Raw genomic sequence first — 16,622 nt, 5'->3', positions numbered from 1 at the left:
CGGAATCTCGAGGTTCCGGGTTCGCGCTCTGCGCGCCCCGGAACGACAGTGACAGTTAATCCAAATGAAACTTGTCGAGCTGCCGGTGCTCGGCCTTGATATAGCGCACCGTACCGGTGACCGAGCGCATCACGACGGTTTCGGTCTCGATGACGTCCTTGCGAAACTTGACGCCCGAGAGCAGCGAGCCGGTCGTAACCCCGGTAGCCGCGAACAGGCAATCGCCCTTCACCATGTCCTCGATGCCGTAGATCATCTTCGGGTCGGTCACGCCCATGGTGTGGGCACGCCCGCGCTTTTCCTCGCTGTCGAGGATCAGCCGGCACTGCATCTGGCCGCCGATGCAGCGCAGCGCCGCCGCCGCCAGCACGCCCTCGGGCGCGCCGCCGGTGCCGATATACATGTCGACACCGGTGTTCTCAGGGTCGGCGCAGTGAATCACGCCCGCGACATCGCCGTCGGTGATCAGGCGCACCGCCGCGCCGGTGCCGCGAATGCCGGCGATGATCTCGGCGTGGCGCGGGCGGTCGAGCACCAGCACCGTGATCGCGGACGCATCGACGCCCTTGGCCTTGGCCAGCCGCCGCACATTGTCGGCCGGCGACGCGTCGAGTTCGACCACGCCCCTGGCAAAGCCCGGGCCGACCGCGATCTTCTGCATGTAGACATCGGGCGCATGCAGCAGCGTCCCACCATCGGCCATCGCCATGGTCGCGATCGCGCCGGGCATGTTCTTGGCGCAAAGCGTGGTTCCTTCGAGCGGATCGACGGCAATATCGACTTGCGGACCGGCGTTCAGCCCGACCTTTTCGCCGATGAACAGCATCGGCGCCTCGTCGCGCTCGCCCTCGCCGATCACGATGGTGCCTTCGATCGGCAGCTTGTTGAGTTCGCGGCGCATGGCATCCACCGCGGCCTGGTCCGCCGCCTTTTCCTGGCCATGGCCACGCAGCCGCGCCGCGGAAACGGCAGCGCGCTCGGTGACCCGCACGATCTCAAGCGTGAGAATGCGCTCGAGCAACAGCTGCGGCGGTACGGAAATATGGGTCGACATCAGCTTACTCCCTTGAGCGATCACTTCGGACCGCAATCAATCTTCCGGCGCACGGGTGCGGCCGGACCCGCGTCAGTTCTTCTCGATCCGTATCACCTGCGGCCGGCCGCTGATCACCTTGTCGCGCTGGACGGCCTCCAGGGCGCGATAGACCGCATCCTCGGCGGTGGCGTAGGTAATCAGAATGACGGGAACCGGTGCGCCCTTCTTGGCGGCGCCGTTGGCCGCGTCAGCTTCGGGATGACGCTGCACGATCGACTCCAGCGAGATCTTCTGCTCGGCGAGCCGGGTGGCGATGGTTGCGGCGGTGCCGGCATGGTCGCGCGCCATCAGGCGGATGTAGTATCCGCCCTCATGGCGCTCCATCGGCGCCTTGGTGGTATCGCGCAGCCGGTCTACCGGACGCCCGAACGGCTTGGCGCGGATGCCGCGCGCGACGTCGGCGATGTCGGCAACGACGGCGGACGCCGTCGCAGCACCCCCCGCGCCCGGCCCCACCAGCGTGATCGGAGGAATGCCTTCGCCGTCGATGGTCACAGCATTGGTGACGCCCATCACCTGCGCGATCGACGATGATTTCGGCACCATGGTCGGATGCACCCGCTGCTCGATACCCTTGGCGGTGCGCACCGCAACCCCCAGCAACTTGACGCGGTAGCCGAGTTCTTCGGCGGCGCGCAGATCTTCCGGCGTGATCGAGGAGATGCCCTCGACATAGACCGCGCTCTGCGCGATCCGGGTGCCGAAGGCGAGGCTCGCCAGGATCGCGAGTTTCTGCGCGGTGTCGTGGCCATCGACGTCGAAGGACGGATTGGCTTCGGCGTAGCCCAGCCGCTGCGCGTCCTTCAGACACTCCGCAAATGACAGCCCCTCCTGTTCCATCCGGGTCAGGATGTAGTTGCAGGTGCCGTTGAGGATGCCGTAGACGCGGTTGACGCCGGTGCCGGAAAGCCCTTCGCGCAGCGTCTTGATGACGGGAATGGCGGCCCCAACGGCGGCTTCGTAGTTCAAGGCGCCGCCGTGCTTTTCCGCCGCCTTCGCCAGGCGTATTCCGTGCCTGGCGATCAACGCCTTGTTGGCGGTCACCACCGACTTGCCGGACTTCAGCGCGGCCTCGATCGCCGACAGCGCCGGCTCGCCGGCTCCCCCCATCAGTTCGACAAAGCAATCGATCCCGGGGTCGTTGGCCAGCGCCAGCGGGCTCCGGGCCCAGTCGATGCCGCGCAGATCGAGCGAGCGCTTCTTGGCCCTGGAGCGGGCGGTAACGGCCACAACGCGCACGCCGCGTCCGCTGCGCTCCGACAGCATCCGCGCCTGCGTTTCGATCAGGCGGACGACTTCGGCGCCAACCGTGCCGAGCCCCGCGATGCCCACTCTGAGGGATGCGACCATGAGTTAGAAGAACCTGAAAGAGGAACGACGCAAAGGCATGATTTGATCCGAAAACCGCAAAATGCTTTTCGGCATCATGCCTAGCGCCGGTTGGCGAGAGGAACCACGTTGTGCAACGTTTCAATGCCGCTTTCAAGGAAACGACGCACGCCGCGCGCTGCCTGGCGAATACGCTGCTCGTTTTCCACCAGGGCGATGCGGACGTAGCCCTCGCCGTGCTCGCCGAAGGCGACGCCGGGGGAGACCACCACGCCTGATTTCTCCACCATCAGGGTCGCAAACTGCATGCTGCCGACCTCCTGGAAGGCTTTCGGCAGCGGCGCCCAGGCGAACATCGAGGCCTGCGGCGACGGGATGTCCCAGCCCGCCCGCCCAAACGACTCCACCAGCGCGTCGCGACGCTTGCGGTAGGTGTCGCGCATTTCCCTGATGCAATCATCGGGTCCATTCAAGGCGGCGGTGGCGGCGACCTGAACCGGCGTGAACGCGCCGTAATCAAGGTAGGATTTGACCCGCGCCAGGGCGGCGATGATCCGTTCGTTGCCGACGGCAAATCCCATGCGCCATCCCGCCATCGAAAACGTCTTCGACATCGAGGTGAACTCGACGGTGACGTCGATCGCGCCGGGCACCTGCAGCACCGAGGGCGGCGGATGGTTGTCGTCGAAATAGACCTCGGCGTAGGCCAGGTCCGACAGGATGAATATCTCGTGCTTCTTCGCGAACGCCACCAGATCCTTGTAGAAATCGAGATCGGCGACATAGGCGGTCGGATTGGAGGGGTAGCAGACGATCAGGGCGATCGGCTTCGGGATCGAGTGGATGATCGCGCGTTCCACCGCCGCAAAAAAATCCGGGGTCGGTTCCGAGGGCACCGAGCGGATCACGCCGCCAGCCATCAGGAAGCCGAAGGCGTGAATGGGATAGCTCGGATTGGGGCACAACACGACGTCGCCGGGCGCGGTGATCGCCTGCGCCACGTTGGCGAAACCTTCCTTGGAGCCCAGCGTGGCGACAACCTGGGTGTCCGGATTGAGCTTCACCCCGAACCGCCGCCCATAATAGCCAGCTTGGGCCTTGCGCAGGCCGGTAATGCCGCGCGAGGCGGAGTAGCGGTCGGTCCGGGGTTTGCCCAGTGTTTCCTTCAGTTTCTCGATCACGTGGGGCGGTGTGGGCAAATCCGGGTTGCCCATGCCGAGGTCGATGATATCGGCCCCGGCGTTCCGCGCGGCCGCCTTGGCCCGGTTCACCTGTTCGAAAACGTAAGGCGGCAGACGGCGGATACGGTAAAATTCTTCCATGAAACCCTTGCTCCGACACCCGCCAGGGAGATTCGAGGGAACCTTGACGCGCCGAAGCCGAATTTGGCTTTGTTGAGAAATCGCTCTTGGTCAATGACATAAAGCGAATTCAGGCGCGATTTCCCGGGCTCCGGACCTGCATGCGGTTGAATTGGGTTCTTTTACCACGGGAGCGGCACTGCGCCAGCCGTTCAGTCACTTCTTGGGAGGTTTTGGCGCTGCTGCTGCAGTCGCCTGGCGGTCGCGCGCAGCCGTCAGTTCTGCCTGGATTTTGGTCAGTTCCGCCGGCTTCATGGTTTGCTCGTCGCGTTCCGGCGGCAGATCGTGCACCGGAAGATAGGCGCCCGCCTCCCGCGGTCGCTGGGGCGCATCGGTCGGCAGCCCAATGCCCGGCATATCCGCGATCTGGGTCGAGCAACCACCAAGCGCGAGCGCCATCGCCAAGAGCACCCCAATCGCCCGCGGCCCTATCGTTCCCATCACCGGCATTGGTCCGGAATCTCCTGCAACCCGAGGTGCCGCACACCCCATCACACTCGAGTTGTTACGCTGGTACGAGACTTGCTCAGCCTGATTATCCCACTGCGCTGATTTCGACGTAAACGTGCGAGCGATTGTGTTCCGGAACAATACAAGCCCAAAGAACTAATCCAATTGGTAAGGCTTCAATGTGTCGAAATCGAGCGATTTATCGCAGTGCAGCAGGATTAACCTCACCCCGCCACGCGGCCAATCCGCGCGGTGACGAACCGGAGATGAAGCTATAGTGTCCCGATCATGAGTGAGGTCAACACCGAAACCCGTCCGTCGAATGCCTTCAACGCCGAGGCCTTCGGCTTGAACATCGCGAAAGCGCTGGAGACCAGCGGCCAGGCGCTCGCGGCCTATCTCAAGCCGCGCCAGGAAGGCCAGCTGGTAGATCAGCCGCCCAGCGAACTAACCGAAGTTATCAAGACCTTCTCGAAGGTCGCCGAGTATTGGCTCGCCGACGGCCAGCGCGCCGCGGAGCTGCAGGCGAGCATGGGCAAAGCCTATCTTGACCTCTGGGGTTCGGCGGCACGCCGCATGGCCGGCGAAGAGGTCAAGCCGACCATCGAGCCGTCGCCGCGCGACAAGCGTTTCAAGGACCCGGAGTGGAAATCCAACCAGTTCTTCGATTTCGTGCTGCAGCTCTATCTGCTCACCACGCAATGGGCCGACACGCTGGTGAAGAACGCCGAAGGCCTCGATCCGCATACCCGCAAGAAGGCCGAGTTCTACGTGCAGCAGATCGCCAACGCGCTGGCGCCGTCGAATTTCGTCTTCACGAATCCGGAGGTTCTGCGGGAGACGCTGGCGTCGAATGGTGACAATCTGGTTCGCGGCATGAAGATGCTGGCCGAAGACATCGAGGCCGGACATGGCGCGTTGCGAATCCGTCAGTCCGACCCGTCGAACCTCGTCGTCGGCGTCAATATGGCGACGACACCCGGCAAGGTCATCTACCAGAACGAGCTGATGCAGCTGATCCAGTACACGCCGACCACGGAGACGGTGTTGCGCACGCCGTTGCTGATCGTGCCGCCATGGATCAACAAGTTCTACATCCTCGATCTGAAGCCTGAAAAATCCTACATCAAATGGTGCGTCGACCAGGGCATCACGGTGTTCGTGATTTCCTGGGTCAACCCCGACAAGGAACTCGGCAAGAAGACCTTTGACGACTACATGAAGCAAGGGCCGCTCGCAGCGATGGACGTCATCGAAAAGGTGACGGGCGAGATGAAAGTCCATACCGCCGGTTACTGCGTCGGCGGCACGCTGCTCGCCTCGACGCTGGCCTGGCTCGCCGAAAAGCGGCGGCAGCGCGTGACGTCGGCGACGTTCTTTGCCGCGCAGGTCGACTTCACCCACGCCGGCGATCTCCTGGTGTTCGTCGATGAAGACCAGATTTCGGCGCTCGAACGCGACATGAAGGCCTCAGGCGTGCTCGAGGGCAGCAAGATGGCGATGGCCTTCAACATGCTTCGCTCAAATGACCTGATCTGGTCCTATGTCGTCAGCAACTACCTCAAGGGCCAGCCGCCCTCCGCCTTCGACCTGCTGCACTGGAACTCCGACGCCACGCGGATGCCGGCGGCCAACCATTCCTACTATCTGCGCAACTGCTACCTCGAGAACCGGCTGTCCACCGGCAGCATGGTGCTCGACAACACGCTGCTCGACCTGTCGAAGGTCAAGGTTCCCGTCTACAACCTGGCGACGCGCGAAGACCACATCGCGCCGGCCGAATCCGTGCTCTACGGCTCGCAGTTTTTCGGCGGGCCGGTCAGATACGTGCTGTCCGGGTCCGGCCATATCGCCGGCGTGGTCAATCCGCCCGCGGCCGGCAAGTACCAGTACTGGACCAACGACAACGTCAAGGACGTCAAGCTCGCGGAATGGCTGAAGAACGCCACCGAGCACAAGGGATCGTGGTGGCCCGACTGGCTGCAATGGCTGCAGGGCCTTGATCCCGAGCGCGTGCCCGCGCGCGCCGTCGGCTCCGAAGCGATGCCGCCGATCGAGGACGCGCCCGGCAGCTACGTCCGGGTCCGCGCATAGCGCCGACTCGCCTTGTTGGATATAACAAGCCATCCCGCGCCGGGAATCGAAATCATCAGGGGGAACCAATGACGCGCGAATTGTTCTGGCTGACTCTGACCGTGATTCTGACCGGGCTGATGTGGATTCCCTATGTGATCAATCGCTGCCAGGTGCGCGGGCTGTCCGGCGCGATGGCCAACCCTTCGCGCAACGACAAGCCGCATTCGGACTGGGCGAACCGGCTGATGTTCGCGCATGACAACGCGGTCGAGAATCTGATCATCTTCGCGCCGCTGGTCCTGATCCTCAACGCGATCGACTATTCCGACAGATGGACCGTGTTAGCCTGCGCCATCTATTTCTGGTCCCGCGTCGCGCACCTGATCGTCTACACGCTCGGCCTGCCGGTGTTCCGCACGCTGGCCTTCACCGTGGGCTTCTTTGCGCAGGTCGTGCTGGCGCTGGCGATCTTCAAGCTGGTTTGAGGTTCCGCTGCCGGCCTCGCGGGCAACGAGGCATCGAAGCTCGGCCGTTCCTAGACGGCGACACAGCGAACTATCGGCTGACCGTCAAAGGCAAGACATATGAAACCAGGTCCATCATCGATCCAGGTGCCTGGGGTGCCGTTGGCGCTGGCTTCTGCTGCCCTATTTGGCGCAGCTGCGCCGCTTTCCAAATTGCTTCTCGTCAGCATCGGCCCGCAGATGCTGGCGGGCCTGCTCTATCTCGGTGCGGGCCTGGGCTTGGCCATCGTGCATACCGCACGGACGGCGCTTGGCCTTTCGGCGCCTGAGGCCCCCCTAAGGCGACACGACCTGCCTTGGCTTATCGTCATTGTCATCGTCGGGGGCATTCTTGGCCCGGCATTGTTGATGCTAGGGCTTGGCCGGACCCCGGCCTCATCAGGATCATTGCTGCTCAATCTTGAGAGCATCGCAACGATGGGAATTGCCTGGCTCGTCTTTCGCGAAAACGCCGATAGACGGCTGTTGTTGGGCGCTTTGGCGATTATCCTCGGGGCAATAGTCCTGTCGTGGCAAGGGCGAAGCTTTTCGCTTGACGTATGAGCTGCGCTGATCGCCGGCGCTTGTATTTGTTGGGGTATCGATAACAACCTGACGCGCAAATTGTCTTCTGCCGACCCCGTCACGATTGCAATGATCAAGGGCCTTGTCGCCGGAGGGGTGAACATGGCGACCGGATCTTGGCTCGGCGATGCCTTACCGCCCATCGGCTTTGCGACCCTGGCTGCCCTGTTGGGTTTCTTTGTGATCGGAGTCAGCCTTGTTCTTTTCGTGCTTGCCCTTCGTCATCTCGGGGCCGCTCGCACTGGCGCTTACTTCTCGCTGGCCCCATTCATTGGCGCGTTGATCGCCTTGGGTCTCGGGGAGCCGCTGACATCCAAGCTGGCTTTCGCGGCGCTGCTGATGGGACTGGGGCTTTGGCTGCATCTCACCGAACGACATGAGCACGAACATTCTCACGAAGCGCTCGCGCACGAGCACCGGCATGTCCATGACGACCATCACCAGCATCGCAACGACGGGCCCACAGCCGAGCCACACTCCCATTGGCATGAACACAAGCCGATGCGGCACAAGCATCCGCACTACCCTGATCTGCATCACCGGCACAGACACTAAATCGTGCCGATGCTGGAAACAGGTGATCAGCCGCTCTTTTGAGTAATCACGAACAGCATCGACACCATCTTGTCGTCGAACCCTCTTACATCGCCGGTTTCGATCGACAGCGAACTCCATTTTCCCGCCTTGGCATAAGTGGCGCGTAGCCAGTCAGGCGTCGGGTAATTGTAGTAGCGGTCAAGCGTGTCACGGCCCTCGCCGTCGCCCTGCTTGTAGCTGGCGTAGAAAAAACCTCCCGGCTTCAGCGCGCGCCAGATCAGCGACAGCACTGACACGAGTTCGTCTCGGGGAACGTGCAGCAGGCAGGCATTGGCCCAGACGGCGTCATAGTGCTCGACCTCGGCGAGTTCGTGAAACAGCAGCGTTTCGACCGGACGGCCGATGTGCTTTGACGCGATCGCAGCCAGTTCGGGCGATCCGTCGGTCGCGCGGACATCGAAGCCGCGCGCCAGCATTTCCGCGGTGTCGACGCCGGCGCCGCATCCGAGTTCGAGAATGCAAGCACGAGGCGGCAGCAGCGCCAGGAACGCCATCAGCCGCGCCTGGCGCGAGCTGATCTCGCGCCCGGCATAGGCGGCGGCGTTGTCGCGGTAGAATCGCAGGGTCTCCTCGTCCACCGCAGCAACCTCCGATTACGGGAACAACGCGATCTGCTCAAGCCCCGCGGTTTCCGGAAGCCCGAACATCAGGTTCATGTTCTGGATCGCCTGTCCGGCCGAGCCCTTCACCAGGTTGTCGAGCGTGGAAATCACGATCGCCCGGTTCTTGATGCGGTCGGCGACGACGCCGATCTGCACGTAGTTCGAGCCACGCACATTCTGCGTCTGCGGCAGCACGCCCTTCTTCGCGACATGCACGAATGGTTCCTTGGCGTAGGCCTTCTCCAGCGCGGCCCGCAAATCGTCCGGAGTCGCGCCGTTCAGCTTGACGTAGGACGTGCAGAGTTCGCCCCGCGCCATCGGAATGAGATGCGGCGTGAAATTCACCGTCACGCCTGCGCCCGCCGCGACGCCGATCTCCTGCTCGATTTCGGGCGCGTGCCGGTGGGTGCCGACCGAATAGGGCGAGAGGCCCTCGCCAGCCTCGCTGAACAGCGTGTTCTGCTTCAGCCCGCGGCCGGCGCCGGTGACGCCGGATTTGGCGTCGATGACGATATCGTCGACGTCGATCAGTTTTGCCTTGGCCAGCGGCACCAGCGCCAGCAGCGCCGCTGTCGGATAGCAGCCGGGACAGGCGACCAACCGCGCCGAGGTGATCTTTTCCCGGTAGAACTCGGTCAGGCCATAGACCGCCTCACGCTGCAGTTCGAGCGCCCGGTGCTCATGGCCGTACCATTGCGCATAGGTTTCCTTGTCGCGCAGCCGGAAATCGGCGGACATGTCGAGGACCTTGATTCCGGGATTGGCCTTGAGGACTGCGGCGATGATCTCCTGGGTGGTTCCGTGCGGCAGCCCGCAGAAAACCGCGTCGAGCGTGGTCCAGTCGACCTTTTCCCATTCGACGAGCTTCGGCAGGTCCAGCATGAAGAAATGCGGAAACACCTCGCCCATGGCTTTGCCGGCGTGGGTATTGGCGGTGAGCGCGGCGATCTCGGCATTCGGATGCCGCGCCAGGAGGCGCACCGCGTCGGCACCGGTATAGCCGGACGCGCCGAGAATGCCGATCTTCTTCGTGCTCATCACACGCTCCTTTCAGGCGCAGTCGTTTGATTGTCTTGTACCGCATCCGCCGCGAAAGCCAGCGGCCGCGCCTCGCGCATCAGGGTTGCGATGGCGAGCGCATCGGCGTCGGGTTGCGAGGCCAGCGCGTGGGCCAGCGCCGAATAGTCCGCATCCGACTTGTGCTGGTTCAGCTTGAAGCTGCCTTCGATCTCCTCGACCGTCATCTCAAGTCCCACGATCGCTTTCTTCATCGCCTCGAGCCGCCCGGCCGTCATCTTCGACGACAACCACGGCTTTTTCGGAAGCAGCCTGTCCTCGAACCTGGCGCTGAGCCTCTCGATTTGCTCGGCGAGTTCGTCGTCGGACATCGCCCGTACCGGGCCGGTCAGGTGTACCGCCTGATAGAGCCAGGTCGGCACCTGGTCGGGCGAGACGTACCAGTCCGGTGACACATAGGCATCCGCGCCGGTCACGGCGAGCAGCCAGGACGTCGTCCCGTTCGCGAGTTTTGCCAACGGATTTTGGCGGGCGACATGGAACGCGGCGCGCGGCGTGCCGTCATTGGCGGAGGTGAGGTAGAACGGCAGCGACGAGGCGACCGGCTTGTTGCCATCCCACGCGCAGGCGAGCCCAAAGCCGCGCGCCTGCGCAAACGCCAGGCTGGCGGCGCGGTCGGGCTTGAACGGAGGGGGCGTATACATCTCAAACTCCTGCTTGACGTAGGAGCCGCCTGATCAGACCGCGTTGCCTTGAAAAGGAAGAAGCCGCGGGACCCGATCCGGCGGCAGGGGCGACGACCTCAAACGCAGGCGTCCGCCCTGACCGCGATGGCGCGGCGGCGGCGGGCGTTCGACATGGTCGGGGCGTTGATCATCATGGGCGCGGCTATAGGGCCGCCCGGTTCCCGGGTCAAGCCAAACGTGGCGTTGCGCGCCCGCGCGTGGGGTCAAATGCCAGCACCGTGATCGCGCTCCGCCCCGTTTCATATCGTGAGGAAGGTCGGGAATTTTCGAGCCGACCGGGGGTTTTTAGCCAGGGAAAGAGCAGAATTTTCCGACACGGCTATCTCTTCCCTTTCATGCCGCCCCCAACACGAGGACATCGCAAATGATAGAATTCACCCGCCGCGCGGCCCTGGCTGGCGTCGCCGCAACCACCCTTGTCCCGCTCGCCGGCGGGACATGGGCCCGCGCCGGCGCGCCCCTAGCCGACAAGCAAGCTCCCGGCTTTTACCGTTACAACATCGGCACACACCAGATCACCGTCGTTTCCGACGGGATCACCGTTGCACCGCGAGCGGACAACTATGTCGTCAACGCATCGAAGGACGAGGTCAGCAAGGCATTCGCCGACAACTACCTGCCGCCGGACAAGGCTACCCACAGCTACAACCCGATCGTCATCAATACCGGATCCAAGCTTGTCGTGGTGGACACCGGTCTCGGCCCCGCCACCTACGAGCAAAGCAAGGGCAAGGCCGGACAGTTTCAAACCAATCTTGCGGCAGCCGGCATCGACCGTAATAGCGTCGATACCGTGATAATCTCGCATTTTCACGGAGACCATATCAACGGACTCCTGACTGCGGACAACAAGGCCGCCTATCCGAATGCCGAGATCATGGTGCCGTCAGCGGAGTGGAAATTCTGGATGGACGACGGCGAGATGAGCAAGGGAACAGGAAACCCCATCCTCGAGGGCAACTTCAAGAATTCGAGAAGGGTATTCGATGCTCTCGGCCGCAAGGTGACACAGTATGACGCCGGCAAGGAGCTTGCGCCCGGCATTGCGTCCGTCGCCAGCCCCGGTCATACGCCGGGTCATACTTCTTTTGTCGTCACCTCCGGCTCGGAAAAGTTGCTGGTGCAGGTCGATATCACGGCCGGGGCCGCTTTCCTCTTCGTCAAGAATCCCGAGTGGCAGGCGGTGTTTGACGTCGACAAGCCGCTCGCTGTCCAAACGCGGCGCAAGCTTTACGATATGGCTATCGCGGAAAAGATGCCTATCCAGGCGTTCCATGCCGGATTCCCGGGGCTCGTGCGGGTGGAGAAGGATGGAAATGGCTATCGCTGGATCCCTGCGCTTTGGAATTCGTCGCTGTAGGCCAGTCGAACTGCCCCCTCGCCCAACTTGGAAGTCGCCAAGTTACTGACCCTCTCCCTTAACCAACGGAGAGGGTCAAACTCTACACCGCCCGCAACAGCCATGTGGCGATCCTCGCCATCACGTCGCCCCCCAGCAGCAGCACCGCCGACCACACCAGCGCGGACACGAAATTGGCGATCTGGAACGGCCAGTAGGACATCTCGAAAATACCGGCAGCGAGCGGCACCGATGCCCGCAACGGGCCGAAGAAGCGGCCGATGAAGATCGAGGGCACGCCCCACTTCTGCACGAAGGCCTCGCCGCGCGGCAGGATGGTCGGAAACCGCGACAGCGGCCACATCTCGGCGACGTGTTCCTTGTATTTGAATCCCAGCCAATAGGACAGCCAATCGCCCAGCGCAGCCCCTAGCGCGCCGGCGATCCAGACCGGCCAGAAGTTGATCCCGCTGACGCCGATCAGCGCGCCGATCGCGACCAGCGCGCCCCAGGCCGGCACCACCAGCGAGACGAAGGCGAGCGATTCGCCGAACGCCAGCACCAGCACGATCGGCGCGGCCCAGACCTGATGCTCGCGCACAAAATCCGCCAGCGTGCGCGCAAAGTCTTCCATTCCGAGTTGCCCTTCGTAGCCCTTCCACCCGACTCGACCTCTTGCAACCATTCTACGGGTTTGCGAGCAAAGGACAGGTAAGCCAGCCCCTGCCGCAACATCAAGTCACAAAGGCGGGGGGTGGTTTGCGAGCTCGCGCTCGCCGCGAAGTGTCCTTAACCCGACAGAAGCAGGCAGGTAAATACCTGACGATGAGATGTACTGGCGCGTCAGCTTTGCGGTGATGGCGGCCGCCTGGGCGGGCGCGGCTTTGCCGGGCGCGACGATGCAGGAGCAATCGGCTGCAGGGTGACTATGACGGGATTGGGCTTGTGATCGAGCGCCGCACCGGTGGCCGCATCGACGCCCATGCCGACCAGTCCGCCAAGCAAGAGGTTTCCGGCGAAGCCCGCCGCGCCCGTTCCGGGAATCTCCTTGGTCAGCGGGATCACCTGCGGCTCATATCCCTCCTTGGTGACGGTCACGTGATATCGGCACTGCGCTTGGCCACGACCACGCAAGGGGTGACGCAGGCCGTCGCATTGTCCAGCCCCGACAGTTCGGCCGTCGCGCCCGACGGCGTGCTGGATATGGAGATGTTCTCGGTCGTGCCGCGCGTCACCGACGCGCAGCCGCCACAGGACGCCGCGAGCGCCGCAGCCAACAGCAACCTGAACATTGGACCCTCTTCCCCTGCGCGACCACGTGACCTTCACGCAACCCGAGGATGAAATCAAGCCATGCACGCGGCAAGACTCAACGCCTTGGGTTCCGTGCATTGCCGCCGGACCGACTGGCCGCCGGGAGTCGACCCTCGCCGTCACTTTTTGAGCCCATCCGTGGCATAGTCATCATCACCGATTCGCGACGCGACCTCGCGCGCAACACATCAAGAGCTCATGTCCAAACCATTGAAATCATCGGCAAAAACCAAGTCGTCCAGCGACCTGTTCGGGTCGGAATCAAAGGCCCGCACATCGGCGGCCGCGCGGGCCGGCAGCGCCGAGGCCGGCTACACCGCCGCCGACATCGAGGTGCTGGAAGGATTGGAGCCGGTGCGCCGCCGCCCCGGCATGTATATCGGCGGCACCGACGAAAAGGCGCTGCATCATCTGTTCGCCGAGGTGATCGACAACGCCATGGACGAGGCGCTGGCGGGGCACGCGTCTTTCATCGAGGTCGATCTCGGCGCCGACGGATTCCTCACCGTCACCGACAATGGCCGCGGCATCCCGGTCGATCCGCATCCGAAATTCCCGAAGAAGTCTGCGCTCGAAGTCATCATGTGCACGCTGCATTCCGGCGGAAAATTCGATTCCAAGGTCTACGAGACCTCGGGCGGCCTGCACGGCGTCGGCATCTCCGTGGTCAACGCGCTGTCTTCGCGGCTCGAGGTGGAGGTCGCGCGCAGCCAGAAACTCTACCGCATGAGTTTCGAGCGCGGCCATCCCAAGGGCAAGCTCGAGGACCTCGGCAAGATCAACAACCGCCGCGGCACCCGCATCCGCTTCAAGCCTGACGCCGACATTTTCGGCGCCAAGGCGGCTTTCAAGCCGCAGCGCCTGTTCAAGATGACGCGCTCGAAGGCCTATCTGTTCGGCGGCGTCGAGATTCGCTGGCGCTGTGACCCCGCGCTGCTGAAGGGCGTCGACGACGTGCCCGCCGAGGACAGTTTCCATTTTCCCGGCGGCCTGAAGGACTATCTCGCCGCCGCCATTCACGCCGACACGCTGGTGCATCCTGACATCTTCTCCGGCAAGTCCGGGCGCAACGGCGCCCATGGCGCCTGCGAATGGGCCGTGGCGTGGACGGCGGACGCCGACGGCTTCCTCTCCTCCTACTGCAACACCGTGCCGACGCCCGACGGCGGCACCCATGAGGCCGGCATGCGCAGCGCGATGCTGCGCGGCCTGAAGGACCATGCCGAGCGCATCGGCCAGGGCAAGCGCGCCGCGCCCATCACCTCGGAGGACGTCATGGTCGGCGCCGCCGTCATGCTCTCGGTGTTCGTGCGCGAGCCCGAATTCCAGGGCCAGACCAAGGACCGGCTGGCGACCGCGGAAGCCCAGCGCATCGTCGAACAGGCGATCAAGGATCCGTTCGACCACTGGCTGTCGGGCAATCCGCTGCAGGCCAACAGGCTCTTGGACTTCGTTGTCGAGCGCGCCGACGAGCGGCTGCGCCGCCGCGCCGAGAAGGAAACCTCGCGCAAGACCGCGGTGAAGAAGCTGCGGCTGCCCGGCAAGCTCGCCGACTGCACCAACACCGCGACCGAAGGCTCCGAACTGTTCATCGTCGAGGGCGATTCGGCCGGCGGCAGCGCCAAGCAGGCGCGCGACCGCAAGACCCAGGCGGTCCTCCCCTTGCGCGGAAAAATCCTCAACGTGGCTTCCGCCGGCAAGGACAAGCTGACCGCCAACGCCCAGCTCGCCGATTTGATGCAGGCGATCGGCTGCGGCACGCTGGCGCAGTATCGCGAGGAAGACCTGCGTTACTCCCGCATCATCATCATGACCGACGCCGACGTCGACGGCGCCCACATCGCCGCGCTGCTGATCACGTTCTTCTACCGCCAGACGCCGCGGCTGATCGACGGCGGCCATCTCTATCTTGCGGTGCCGCCGCTCTACCGGCTCACCCATGGCAGCAAGACGGTCTACGCCCGCGACGACGCCCACAAGGAAGCTCTGCTGAAGAGCGAATTCAACGCCAATGCCAAGGTCGATGTCGGCCGCTTCAAGGGCCTCGGCGAAATGATGCCGGCGCAGCTCAAGGAAACCACCATGGACCCGGCCCGGCGCTCCCTGTTGCGCGTGGTGCTTTTGGCCGACGACCGCGAGGGCACCGCCGACTCGGTCGAGCGGCTGATGGGCACCAAGGCCGAGGCGAGATTCGCCTTCATCTCCGACAAGGCGGAATTCGCCCGCGAGGATTTGCTGGACGTGTGAGCGTCCGGGTTGATCCCCGCGACGTTTCAAGATCATCATTCCGGGCGATGCGCCAGCATCGAACTACGATGCGCAATTGCGCATCGGAGAATCCATCGTCCCGCAAATGAACGTGGAGAAATGGATTCCGGGCTCGCCGCTTTGCGGCGCCCCGGAATGACGACGTAGTCAATTGCAAATCCCGATCACGCCGCGTCGGCGGGCCTCACGCGCCTGGCGATATCTCCTTCCACCTCCCCACCTTTCCCGGCAAGTGTGCCCGCCCCGCAACAGCATTTCGGGCGGAACCGGGTATAGTTTCCGTACTGAATTTGGGGAATCGGTGCTCGCGCACCCTTTTTGGAACCGCCGGGTCCGGCGCTCTTGGCTGAAGGGATTTGGGACTATGCAGAAACTGGTGATCGCGCTGACCGCAATGGCGGCATTCTCTGGCCCCGCGCTGGCAGCCGACATGGCCGCCAAGGCCCCGATGCGGGCCGCCCCTGTCGCCTACGCGCCGTCCTGGACCGGCTGTTACATCGGCGGCGGCGGCGGCTACAGCATGTACAACGCCGAAACCCGGCAGGTGGATCCCACCACGGGGGCTTTCGTCGCCCATCAGGGCGATGCTGGCGGCCGCGGTTACTTCGGCAATGTCCAGGTCGGTTGCGACTACCAGTTCGGCGGCAACTTTGTGTTCGGCGCATTCGGCGATTACAGCTTCATGGATGTCGATGGCGATAAAATCGGCCCTCCGCTCGTCTTCGGCGTCGGCAGCCTCAAGCAGGATTCGGCCTGGGCGGTCGGCGGCCGTGTCGGTTACCTCATCACACCCTCGGTCCTGAGCTATTTCAGCGGCGGCTGGACCCAATCCCATTTTGACCAGGTCAACTACCGCAACCCACTTACGCTCGCCCTTTCCGGAACCGCCCTCCCCGGCGCGACCTATGATGGCTGGTTCCTCGGCAGCGGCATCGAACACTCGCTCTCGTTCCTGCCCGGCCTGTATCTGAAGACCGAATACCGGTTCTCCCAGTTCGAGCGCAAGCAGCTCAACAACATTGTGACCGCGACAGGCGCGGCGAGCGGTACTGCTGAAACTGTCAAGCCCTATACCCACTCCGTGCTGACCTCGCTGGTCTATCGCTTCAACTGGGGCGGCGCACCGGTATCCGGCAGGTATTGATATCGAGTATTGATCTCGACGACCCATCTCCCGATTGACCATCTCAAAAGCCCCGGCATCGTCCGGGGCTTTTTTTGTCGTCCGTGAAGAACATCGAGCTCACGCTGGATTGAGCCGGACGCCGGGGAAGAGTGCAGTTAGGAACAGACGCAGCAAGAGCCTGAGCCACCGGATCAGGCGGCGGAAGTTGTAGCC

Annotated in this window: 13 protein-coding genes and 2 pseudogenes; 6 read left to right on the top strand and 9 right to left on the bottom strand. The window is 63.5% G+C overall.

Features of this window, described 5'->3' with window-relative positions:
- Positions 1–55: 55 nt before the first annotated feature.
- The 4 genes from glpX to Q0D31_RS15970 all read right to left on the bottom strand — a co-directional run bounded on the left by glpX (position 56) and on the right by Q0D31_RS15970 (position 4,185).
- Positions 56–1,054 carry a class II fructose-bisphosphatase gene (glpX, locus tag Q0D31_RS15985; RefSeq protein WP_291852903.1) on the bottom strand — a complete coding sequence of 333 codons (999 nt, stop codon included), beginning with the start codon at positions 1,052–1,054 and terminating at the stop codon, positions 56–58.
- A 72-nt stretch (positions 1,055–1,126) separates the two neighbouring features.
- Positions 1,127–2,446 carry a homoserine dehydrogenase gene (locus Q0D31_RS15980; RefSeq protein ID WP_291852900.1) on the bottom strand — a complete coding sequence of 440 codons (1,320 nt, stop codon included), beginning with the start codon at positions 2,444–2,446 and terminating at the stop codon, positions 1,127–1,129.
- 80 nt (positions 2,447–2,526) lie between these two features.
- Entirely contained in the window at positions 2,527–3,747 is a 1,221-nt protein-coding gene (locus Q0D31_RS15975) for an LL-diaminopimelate aminotransferase (protein ID WP_291852897.1), read from the bottom strand.
- A gap of 195 nt (positions 3,748–3,942) precedes the next feature.
- On the bottom strand, positions 3,943–4,185 hold the full coding sequence (locus Q0D31_RS15970) for a hypothetical protein (RefSeq protein ID WP_291852894.1): 243 nt from the start codon (positions 4,183–4,185) through the stop codon (positions 3,943–3,945).
- 339 nt (positions 4,186–4,524) lie between these two features.
- Here Q0D31_RS15970 and phaC point away from each other — a divergent pair, with 339 nt between their 5' ends.
- From phaC to Q0D31_RS15955, 3 genes and pseudogenes are all read left to right on the top strand, one after another.
- Complete coding sequence (gene phaC / locus Q0D31_RS15965) at positions 4,525–6,330, top strand: class I poly(R)-hydroxyalkanoic acid synthase (RefSeq protein WP_291852892.1); 1,806 nt, start codon at positions 4,525–4,527, stop codon at positions 6,328–6,330.
- A 68-nt stretch (positions 6,331–6,398) separates the two neighbouring features.
- Complete coding sequence (locus tag Q0D31_RS15960) at positions 6,399–6,797, top strand: MAPEG family protein (RefSeq protein WP_291852888.1); 399 nt, start codon at positions 6,399–6,401, stop codon at positions 6,795–6,797.
- A gap of 99 nt (positions 6,798–6,896) precedes the next feature.
- A pseudogene (locus Q0D31_RS15955) lies at positions 6,897–7,955 on the top strand (DMT family transporter).
- Positions 7,956–7,981: 26 nt separating this feature from the next.
- On the opposite strand, the gene Q0D31_RS15950 reads toward Q0D31_RS15955, so the two are convergent.
- From Q0D31_RS15950 to Q0D31_RS15940, 3 genes are read right to left on the bottom strand one after another with little or no spacing between them, the layout of a single operon-like run.
- On the bottom strand, positions 7,982–8,575 hold the full coding sequence (locus tag Q0D31_RS15950) for a class I SAM-dependent methyltransferase (protein ID WP_291852885.1): 594 nt from the start codon (positions 8,573–8,575) through the stop codon (positions 7,982–7,984).
- Positions 8,576–8,590: 15 nt separating this feature from the next.
- Complete coding sequence (gene argC / locus Q0D31_RS15945; protein ID WP_291852882.1) at positions 8,591–9,637, bottom strand: N-acetyl-gamma-glutamyl-phosphate reductase; 1,047 nt, start codon at positions 9,635–9,637, stop codon at positions 8,591–8,593.
- On the bottom strand, positions 9,637–10,320 hold the full coding sequence (locus Q0D31_RS15940) for an FMN-binding negative transcriptional regulator (RefSeq protein WP_291852879.1): 684 nt from the start codon (positions 10,318–10,320) through the stop codon (positions 9,637–9,639). The genes argC and Q0D31_RS15940 overlap by 1 nt, the downstream gene beginning before the upstream one ends.
- A gap of 406 nt (positions 10,321–10,726) precedes the next feature.
- On the opposite strand from Q0D31_RS15940, the gene Q0D31_RS15935 reads away from it, so the two are divergent.
- Positions 10,727–11,722, top strand: a complete 996-nt coding sequence (locus Q0D31_RS15935; protein ID WP_291852876.1) for an MBL fold metallo-hydrolase — start codon at positions 10,727–10,729, stop codon at positions 11,720–11,722.
- An 82-nt stretch (positions 11,723–11,804) separates the two neighbouring features.
- Here the strand turns inward: Q0D31_RS15935 and Q0D31_RS15930 are convergent, their stop codons facing one another.
- Positions 11,805–12,335, bottom strand: coding sequence for a DedA family protein (locus tag Q0D31_RS15930; protein WP_291852867.1), 531 nt, complete (start codon positions 12,333–12,335; stop codon positions 11,805–11,807).
- 209 nt (positions 12,336–12,544) lie between these two features.
- A pseudogene (locus Q0D31_RS15925) lies at positions 12,545–12,993 on the bottom strand (PEGA domain-containing protein).
- A gap of 220 nt (positions 12,994–13,213) precedes the next feature.
- On the opposite strand from Q0D31_RS15925, the gene parE reads away from it, so the two are divergent.
- Both parE and Q0D31_RS15915 read left to right on the top strand, forming a co-directional pair.
- Complete coding sequence (gene parE / locus Q0D31_RS15920; protein WP_291852863.1) at positions 13,214–15,262, top strand: DNA topoisomerase IV subunit B; 2,049 nt, start codon at positions 13,214–13,216, stop codon at positions 15,260–15,262.
- Between the two features lie 385 nt (positions 15,263–15,647).
- A complete protein-coding gene (locus Q0D31_RS15915; RefSeq protein WP_291852861.1) occupies positions 15,648–16,427 on the top strand; it encodes an outer membrane beta-barrel protein in 780 nt (259 codons plus the stop codon).
- Positions 16,428–16,622: the final 195 nt, after the last annotated feature.

It is taken from the genome of Bradyrhizobium sp. (assembly GCF_022844465.1).
Lineage (GTDB): Bacteria > Pseudomonadota > Alphaproteobacteria > Rhizobiales > Xanthobacteraceae > Bradyrhizobium.
The sequence above is the reverse complement of the archived record's forward strand: the minus strand, read 5'-3'. Positions and strand labels throughout refer to the sequence as shown.